Genomic DNA, 8,401 nt, shown 5'->3' with positions numbered 1-8,401 from the left:
GAGGCGACACTCGGGCCCTGGGCCTGCACAGCCTTCACCCACGGCACGAAAACGGTCCATCGACTCCGTCGGCGGACCGTCACGAAACTTCGAGGCTAGGGGCGCGGGGAACTGCGCAATCTTTTGGGCCAGCCACAGCGCACCCTCACGAGTGATCAGCAGCTGCAGTCGCAAGAGCAACCGTCACAACAGCAATCGCACCCGTCACAGCAGTCGCAGCAGCCGTCGCATCCGTCACAGTTGTCGCACCGCTGGCAGAACCCCGGCTTCTGCTCCCCCGACCACGGATCGTGGTACTCCCCGCAGCACATCTGACACGTACAGGCCAGCCCCACCCACACCGCGCACCCCGCGAGCAGCCCGCGCCGGTCACGCCGCGGCGGCTCCGGCGGCGGAGGCGGCCCACCCGGCCCGGACGGCGCGTACGGGTTGCCGTACGAAGTGGCGTGCGCCGTGCCGTGTTCGGTGGCGTGCGAGCAGGACGCCGTCCCGAACGCCCGGTCCACCGAGTTCCGCAGCTCGTGCACGAGCAGCACATGCGCGAGCTTCGCGTCCGTGAACTCCACGTCCCGCAGCGCGAGCCGCATCCCGTGCAGCGCGTCGTCGGCGAGCCGCCGGGCCTCCGCCAGGGACGCCCCCGTGGCGGTGAGCGGGTTCCAGGCACCGGCCGCGGCATCGGCCGCCCGGTCCTCCACCGCGTCCAGCAGATGCGCGAGCCGCCCGAAGAGCCGCCCCGCCTCGGCGAGCGGCGCCGCGTTGCCCGGCCGGCCCGCCAGGACCGCGGTGTGCGCGAACGCCGCCGCGGTCGCGGACTCGGTCGGCTCGGTGACGGTCAGCAGCGGCGTACCGGGCCCGGCGAGCGTCTCGATGCCCACCTGCCGGTCCACCGCGTCGACGAGCACCGCGGTGTCGAACCCGACGGCCGAGCCGGTCCTGGCGCCCGCCCGGCTCCAGTTCGTGGCAACGCGGCGCGCCGCGAGCGCCACCGGGCGGCGCGCCAGCAGCCCGTCCCCGTCGGCCATGTGATCGCGCATCTTCGCCGAGGCGAGCACCAGCGAAACGGCCGCGGCGAGCCGGGCGCCCTCACCCTGAGCTACCGACGCGCTCCGCATTCCGCGCAGTGGACAAGGCCCCGCAGTACGCCGCCACTCCGTTCCCGGTGCGGCCTGAGCCTCCGTCAGAACCGATATCAGCAAGCCGTCGTAGTTCGTGACGACCCGTGCGAACTGCCCGTGATCTCCGCGCAGCGCGAGGCAAAGCCCGCACAAATGCGCCATCCATTGGGTTTTCAGGTTCTCTCCCAGCCGATGACGGCAGGGCCTGACGATTCCGAACACGACGATCCCCCGTGGTGTGTACGACGTTGAGCTGCGGCGTCCTGGCGGCGGCTCGTTCACCCGAACGCTCCAGCCGTCACCCGTCCGCCGTGAAGAATCATATTTCACTCACAGTCAGCAGCGGTGTAGCGCAGGACCCTTGGGGTACGCGGGCTCTCGACGAATTCGCTGTGCACCAGTACCGTCACGAAACCCCAGCGCGGCGTCTATCCCCTTGGCGCGACATCCGCATCATGCACGACCATGGGGATGCGGAAAGAAGAAAGACCGCTGTGAGAGGAGGCGTCCATGGGATCGGTGCGCAAGGCGAGTGCCTGGCTTGGCCTCGTCGACGACAACGATGACGAGCGTTACTACGACGACGACTACGCCGAGGGATCCGAGACCGGGAGCCGGGAGGTCTGGGTCACGGATCCTCGGGTCAAGGTGGCGTCGGAAGCCGCCGAGGAGAAGGGCCGACGGATCGGCACGGTCACCCCGGACAGCTTCCGGGACGCCCGTGGCATCGGTGAGCTCTTCCGCGACGGTGTGCCCGTCATCATGAACCTCACGGCCATGGAGGCCGCCGACGCCAAGCGCGTCGTCGACTTCGCGGCCGGCCTGATCTTCGGCCTGCGCGGCTCGATCGAGCGCGTGTCGAACCGGGTTTTCCTGCTGACCCCCGCCGACACCGAGATCGTCAGCGGGGAACCCGCCGCCCGCCGTGTGGACGGCTTCTTCAACCAGAGCTAGGCAAGGCCGCTCACCGGACCCGCCTCCGGGCGCCGCGGTGGGACGTCCCCACGGGATTCCTGCGGGATCCCCGTCGGGGTCCTACCGGAACGCGTCGAGACCGGTGAGCGCCTTGCCCAGTACCAGTTGATGCATCTCGACGGTGCCCTCGTAGGTCAGCACCGATTCGAGGTTCGTCGCGTGGCGCATGACGGGGTATTCGAGCGAGATCCCGTTGGCGCCGAGGATCGTCCGTGCCGTACGGCAGATGTCGATCGCCTCTCGTACGTTGTTGAGCTTGCCGAAGCTGACCTGTTCGGGACGGAGCCGTCCCGCGTCCATGCGCCGGCCCAGGTGGTGGGCCAGCAGAATCCCCTTGTGCAGTTCGACCGCCATGTCGGCGAGCTTGGCCTGGGTGAGCTGGAATCCGCCGATGGGCCGCCCGAACTGCTCACGCGTCTTCGCGTACTCCACCGCCGCCTCGAAACTCGCCCGCGCGGCGCCCATCGAGCCCCACACGATCCCGTACCGGGCGTGGGACAGACAGCTGAGCGGGCCCTTGAGCCCGGTGACGTCGGGCAGTACGGCGTCGGCGGGCAGCCGCACCTCGTCGAGGACCAGTTCGCTGGTGACCGACGCCCGCAGTGACCACTTGTGCTTGATCTCCGGCGCGGAGAAGCCGGGGCGGTCGGTCGGCACGACGAACCCGCGGATGCCGTCGTCGGTCTGCGCCCACACGACGGCGACGCCCGCCACGGAGCCGTTGGTGATCCACATCTTGCGTCCGGTGAGGACCCAGTCGCCGCCGTCCCGCTTGGCGTACGTCCGCATGCCCGCGGGGTCGGACCCGTGGTCGGGCTCGGTCAGCCCGAAGCAGCCGATGACCTCGCCCGCGGCCATCCGCGGCAGCCAGGTCTGCTTCTGCTCCTCGCTGCCGAAGCGGTGGATCGCGTACATGGCGAGCGAGCCCTGCACGGAGACGAGCGAGCGGATTCCGGAGTCGGCGGCCTCCAGTTCCAGACAGGCGAGGCCGTACTGCACGGCGGTGGCACCGGCGCACCCGTATCCGTCGAGCGACATCCCGAGGGCGCCGAGCCCGCCCAACTCCCGCGCCAGCTCCCGGATCCCGGGCAGCTCGCCCTTCTCGTACCACTCGGCGACATACGGCAGCACCCGGTCCCCGGCCCAGGCCCGCACGGTGTCCCGGACCGCCAGATCCTCCACGCTCAGCAGATCGTCGACCCCGAGCGGATCGGCGGGATCGAACGGCGGCAACTTCGAGGAAGCGGACATGGGAGCCTCCGACACGTAAAACTAGCAGTGGTAACTACGGACGATCCCCGACGTTACGACGAGGTGCGACGCACGTCCAGGACCGCACCGGAGCCCCTGACCACTCCCTCGCAGCGGCCGACGGCGGGACCGCCCCACGGGAAACCCGCACGGGATGGTCGGGCATCGCGGGCGGGAAAGGCCCGAAGGTCAGCGACCACCGACCCGCACAGGCGGCGCAGCCGGAGCCTCCCGAGGCCCCGGCACCTCCGCGAGAGCCGCCGGCTCCCCACACTCCATCGCCCGGGGCAACCGCAGCGCCATCACCGCCCCCAGCAACAACAGCCCCGCACTCACCAGCAACGTCACGTGCAGCCCGTGCACGAACGCATGCCGTGCAGCGGAGCGCAGAGCCTCCCCCGACCCCCCGCCGAGCCGCGCGGCGACCTCGTACGCCTCCCCCAGCGAATGTCCCGCAGCGGCGGCGTCCCGGGGAGGCACCCCCGAAACGGACGCGAGCCCGGGCGCGTACGCCGCGTTCATCACGCTCCCGAGGAGCGCGATCCCGATGCCCGCCCCGAGCTGGTACGACGTCTCGCCGATCGCCGCCGCCCCGCCGGCCTGCTCGGGCGGAGCCTCGCTCAGCATCGACTCGTACGCGCCGAAGAGCGTGACCTCAAGGCCGAAGCCGAGCATCACGAACCCGGTCAGCAGCAGTGGGGCGTTGTCCTCGGCGCCCATCGCGGTCAGGGTGACGACCGCGGCGGCGGTGAGGCAGAAACCGGAACAGACCATGGTCCGCGGCCCGAAGCGCTGCAGCAGCTTCGCCCCGGCGAGCCCCGCGGCCATCGCGGCGACGGTAAGGGGCAGCAGCCGCAGCCCGGTCTCCAGCGGGGAGAGCTTCAGCACGAGCTGGAGATACTGCGCGGCGATCAGTTCGAGCCCGACCAGTGCGAGCATCGCCAGCACGATGCAGCCGACGGAGGTGCTGAAGGCGGGCCGGGCGAACATCGTCAGGTCGACCAGCGGATGCCGGCGCCGCCGCTGCCGCCGTACGAAGGCGACGAGGAGTCCGGCCCCCAGCATCAGCGGTACCGCGGTGAGCAGGCTCAGCGGGTCCTCTCCGCCGCCGAGCTGCTTCACGCCGAGAACCACGCCGAAGAGGCCGGCCGCGGCCATCAGCGCGCCGACGACGTCCCACGGCCCGTCGCGCTCGCCCTTCGACTCGGGCAGCAGGAGCCGTCCGACGGGCAGGCTGACGAGCATCAGCGGGATGTTGATGAGGAAGACCGAACCCCACCAGAAGTGCTCCAGCAGGAACCCGCCGAGGAGCGGTCCGACGGCCGCGCCCACCGCGGCGACGGCGCTCCAGACGCCGATGGCGAGGGCCCGCTCGCGCCGGGCGGGGAAGACCTGCCGCAGGATGGACAGCGTCGCGGGCATGATCATCGCGCCGCCGACGCCGAGCAGGGCGCGGGCCGCGATCAGCACCTCCGCGCTGTCGGCGAGGGCCGCGACGGCGGAGGCGACGCCGAAGAGCGCGTAGCCGAGGAGGAGGACGCGTCTGCGGCCGATCCGGTCGCCCAGGGTGCCGAAGAGGATGAGGAGCGAGGCGCAGACGAGCGGGTAGATGTCGACGATCCAGAGCAGCTCTATCGCGCCGGGCGTGAGGTCCTCGGTGACGGCGGGCACGGCGACGTGGAGCACGGTGGCGTCGACGGCGACCAGGAGCAGGCTGACGCACAGCACCACAAGGACGACCCAGCGGTTTGCACCGGCCCCGGTCTCCCGACGGCGACGCGCGGCGGCCGTGGTCGTCCCGGACATGTACGTACCTCCCAGATGTTCCCTCGCGTTCGGCGATCCGCTGGGTGGGGACTCCCTGCGGCTGCGGCTCGGGAGGAGCGGTGTCCCGGCCCACGCAACAAAGGCGAGTGAGACGTCACAGTACGCGAGTTCCTCCCGGCGTCGGGTGGCGGACCTCTCACGTTCTCCTGGGACACGTGTGGCGTGCGCCACGCCGCTCCCCGCCCGGCCGGGTGTCCGGGCACGCCCCCGCCGGGGTCCGCGGTCGCGGGCCCCCTCGATAATCGAGCCCGTGACCGATCTTGAGACGTCCGCCGCGCCGCCCCGTCCGGGGCCGTCCTGGCGCCGTGCCGCGCCCGCGCTCCTCGGGTACGCGGCGGTGCGCGCGCTCGGCCTGCTGGTGCTCGCGGTGTGGAGCGCCACGCGGGACACGAGCGCGCTGCGGTTGCTCTCGGCGCGCTGGGACTCCCTCTGGTACTCGCGCGTCGCCGAGCTGGGTTACGGCTACGAGGTGCGCCTGCCCAACGGGGACGTGCACTCGAACCTGGCGTTCTTCCCGCTGCTGCCGTGGCTGGAGCGGGCGGTGTCGGCGGTGTCCCCTCTCTCCGCCGCGCACGCGGGCCTGCTGGTGAGCTGGGTCGCCTCGCTCGCGGCGGCCTGGGGGATCTTCGCGGTCGCGGACCAGGTGTACGGCCGCCGGGCCGGGGTCTGCGCCGTGCTCCTGTGGGCGGTCCTGCCGGTCGGCATCGTGCAGTCGATGGCGTACAGCGAGTCGCTGTTCACGGCGCTCGCGGCCTGGTCGCTGTACGCGGTCCTGACCGGCCGCTGGCTGACCGCGGGTCTGCTCGCCTCGCTGGCGGGTCTGACCCGCCCGGTGGGCGCGGCGGTCGTTGCGGCCGTGTGGGTGACGGCGATCGCCTCTTTCGTACGGGAGCGGAGCATGCCCGGCGGGGAGGGCGCGTCCCGGTGGCGGCGCGCCCTGGCGATGCTGATCGCGCCCCTCGGCGCCGCGGGCTACGTCCTGTGGGTCGGCCGTCGCACGGGCGGGGGCCCGCTGGGCTATCTCGATGTGCAGGCGGGCTGGCGCAACGGCTTCGACGGCGGTTACGCGTTCGCCCGCTTCGTCGCCGACAAGTTCACCGCGTTCCCGTCGGCCCTGGCCGGGCTGGCCCTGATCGCCGGAGTCGCCCTGCTCGTCCGGCTGTACGTGATCTGCGTACGGCAGCGGCAGCCGTTGCCGCTCCTGGTGTACGCGGGGGTCGTCATCGCCCTCGCCCTGTGCGCGTCGAGCTATTTCGGCTCGAAACCACGCCTTCTGCTGCCCGCCTTCCCCCTTCTCCAGCCCCTCGCCCTGGCCCTCGCGCGACTGCGAACGTCCAGGTCGGCGTGGGTGCTGGGCGGTGTGGCGGTGGCGTCGGCGGTGTACGGCGCCTGGTGGCTGAACGGGTCGGGTCCGCCGTGATCACTCACGGTGGCCGGTGAGCGCCCGGAGAAGTGCACGCAAGCATTCGGTGAACGAATTCGAAAGCGCCATAAAACTCCGCTCCGGAATGATCAATCGAATTGAAGGAAGAGCGGACGAGGGATTCCATAATCCACGGCGATAAACCCCCTTCTGAGAGCAATCCCACATCACATCGTCATCACAAAGACGGTGCTTCGGCCTGGAACACAGCTCACTCGCTGTAACGTCGATTGAGTGCGTACCGAACGAAAGCTGACTCGTCTGGACCGGGTCTTCGCCCGGCTGGACCGTGAGCCGGAACGACCGGCCCACATCGACGTGCCCAGGATGAGCCGGCACCGGGTGGTCCTCTTCGCGTCCACGCTCGCCTTCTACGCGGCCATCGTGTGGGCCGTCGTGATCACCTCATGGCTGGTCCGGCTCGACTGGCAGGTCATGTTCTTCCGGCCGTACCAGCAGTGGCCGGAGATCCACGCGTTCCTCGACTACTACGTGGTCCTGGGCCAGCGCGGCCCCACCGCCGTGATGATCGCGGCCTGGCTGGGCTGGCGCTCCTGGCGTCAGCACACGCTGCGCCCACTGCTCACGCTGGGCGCCTCACTGCTGCTCCTGAACCTCACGGTCGGCGCGGCCAAGATCAGCATGGGCCGTCTCGGTCCGCACTACGCGACCAGCGTCGGGTCGAACGAGATGTGGCTGGGCGGCGACATATTCCCTTCGGGTCACACCGCCAACGCCGTCGTGACCTGGGGCATCCTCGCCTATCTCGCCTCGACGCCGGGCGCTCGCCGCTGGCTGTCGGCGTTCTCCGCCGTGGTCTCCCTCGGCGTCGGCCTGACCACCGTGTACCTCGGTACGCACTGGCTGAGCGATGTGGTGCTCGGGTGGGCCGCGGGGCTGCTGATCCTGCTGGCGCTGCCCTGGTTCGAGCCGCTGATCGCACGGGCCGAGTCCGGCATCTTCGACCTGCGTGACGCCTGGCGCGACCGCCGGCGTGGCGCGGCTCCGGCCGAGGTGCCCGTTCTGGCCCCGATCGGCAGCCCGGCCGGTGAGCAGGAGCCGGTGGTGCGTGAGCCGGTGGCCGCGTCCCGGCCGGCCCGGCCGCCGGGTCATATGGCCCCTGGGCCGCATCTGAGCCGCTCGGAGCGCACACCGGTGACACCGCTCGGCAGCCGCCGGCCGCCGCAGTCGGACCGGGTGACCCGCGGCACGACATCGGCGCGACCCGTCGCCGGGGGCTGAGCGCGCCTCCGACCGGGCCGGTACGCACAGTCGGCCCGCCGGCGGGAGCGTGTTACGCCGTTCCCCGCGCCCCTGACGGGCCCTGGCCCGAGCGCTTGAACCTGCGGGCCGGTGGGGGCTGGTCGCGCAGTTCCCCGCGCCCCTAAAAGCGCCCCTGACGGGGCAAAAGCTGGGGCGCAGCCCCAGCTTTTGAGGGGCGCGGGGAACTGCGCCACAAGCCCCACCGGCCCGCACACGCCCCCTACCGGACAGGTCACCCCTTCCAGCAGCGTGTGACCCGGCCCTCCGTGACCTCGAAGTTCAGGCGTCCGGACAAGTACTCCATCGTGATGATCGCCCCCGGCGGCAACGACCGCACGGTCGACCACCCGCGCGCACGAGCCTGCCGCTCCGCACCCCCCGCGTCGAGGCCGACGTACGCGTCCGGAGTGTCCGAGGGCTCCGCGGGCGGAGTGGGAATCGGTGCCATGCCGCCACGTTAGGCGCCTCCGTGCGGACACGGAACCCCGGCCCCGCCACCATCAGTCACCGGTCCCCCTCCGGTCACGCTTCTGTCACAGGACAACGA

7 protein-coding genes are annotated in these 8,401 nt (G+C 71.3%); 3 read left to right on the top strand and 4 right to left on the bottom strand.

Going from position 1 to position 8,401, the window contains the following annotated elements; translation table 11 throughout:
• Nucleotides 1-155: 155 nt before the first annotated feature.
• Nucleotides 156-1,337, bottom strand: a complete 1,182-nt coding sequence (locus ACZ60E_RS42680; protein WP_469447664.1) for a DUF5685 family protein — start codon at nucleotides 1,335-1,337, stop codon at nucleotides 156-158.
• Between the two features lie 288 nt (nucleotides 1,338-1,625).
• Here ACZ60E_RS42680 and ACZ60E_RS42675 point away from each other — a divergent pair, with 288 nt between their 5' ends.
• Nucleotides 1,626-2,069: a cell division protein SepF gene (locus tag ACZ60E_RS42675; protein ID WP_107021161.1), complete on the top strand. Its 444-nt coding sequence runs from the start codon at nucleotides 1,626-1,628 to the stop codon at nucleotides 2,067-2,069.
• Between the two features lie 81 nt (nucleotides 2,070-2,150).
• On the opposite strand, the gene ACZ60E_RS42670 is transcribed toward ACZ60E_RS42675, so the two are convergent.
• Together ACZ60E_RS42670 and ACZ60E_RS42665 are read right to left on the bottom strand one after the other, a co-directional pair.
• Entirely contained in the window at nucleotides 2,151-3,341 is a 1,191-nt protein-coding gene (locus ACZ60E_RS42670; RefSeq protein ID WP_384813925.1) for an acyl-CoA dehydrogenase family protein, read from the bottom strand.
• Between the two features lie 189 nt (nucleotides 3,342-3,530).
• The gene (locus ACZ60E_RS42665) at nucleotides 3,531-5,147 is read right to left on the bottom strand and encodes an MFS transporter (protein ID WP_469447659.1); all 1,617 of its coding nucleotides are present in this window, start codon (nucleotides 5,145-5,147) and stop codon (nucleotides 3,531-3,533) included.
• A 271-nt stretch (nucleotides 5,148-5,418) separates the two neighbouring features.
• On the opposite strand from ACZ60E_RS42665, the gene ACZ60E_RS42660 reads away from it, so the two are divergent.
• Both ACZ60E_RS42660 and ACZ60E_RS42655 read left to right on the top strand, forming a co-directional pair.
• Nucleotides 5,419-6,588 carry a glycosyltransferase family 39 protein gene (locus tag ACZ60E_RS42660; protein WP_469447657.1) on the top strand — a complete coding sequence of 390 codons (1,170 nt, stop codon included), beginning with the start codon at nucleotides 5,419-5,421 and terminating at the stop codon, nucleotides 6,586-6,588.
• Between the two features lie 237 nt (nucleotides 6,589-6,825).
• On the top strand, nucleotides 6,826-7,833 hold the full coding sequence (locus ACZ60E_RS42655; RefSeq protein WP_384813932.1) for a phosphatase PAP2 family protein: 1,008 nt from the start codon (nucleotides 6,826-6,828) through the stop codon (nucleotides 7,831-7,833).
• A 253-nt stretch (nucleotides 7,834-8,086) separates the two neighbouring features.
• On the opposite strand, the gene ACZ60E_RS42650 is transcribed toward ACZ60E_RS42655, so the two are convergent.
• The gene (locus ACZ60E_RS42650; protein WP_210884031.1) at nucleotides 8,087-8,302 is read right to left on the bottom strand and encodes an I78 family peptidase inhibitor; all 216 of its coding nucleotides are present in this window, start codon (nucleotides 8,300-8,302) and stop codon (nucleotides 8,087-8,089) included.
• Nucleotides 8,303-8,401: the final 99 nt, after the last annotated feature.

The organism is Streptomyces sp. NPDC102514, assembly GCF_055584525.1.
This window is presented reverse-complemented; position numbering and strand designations above follow the sequence as displayed.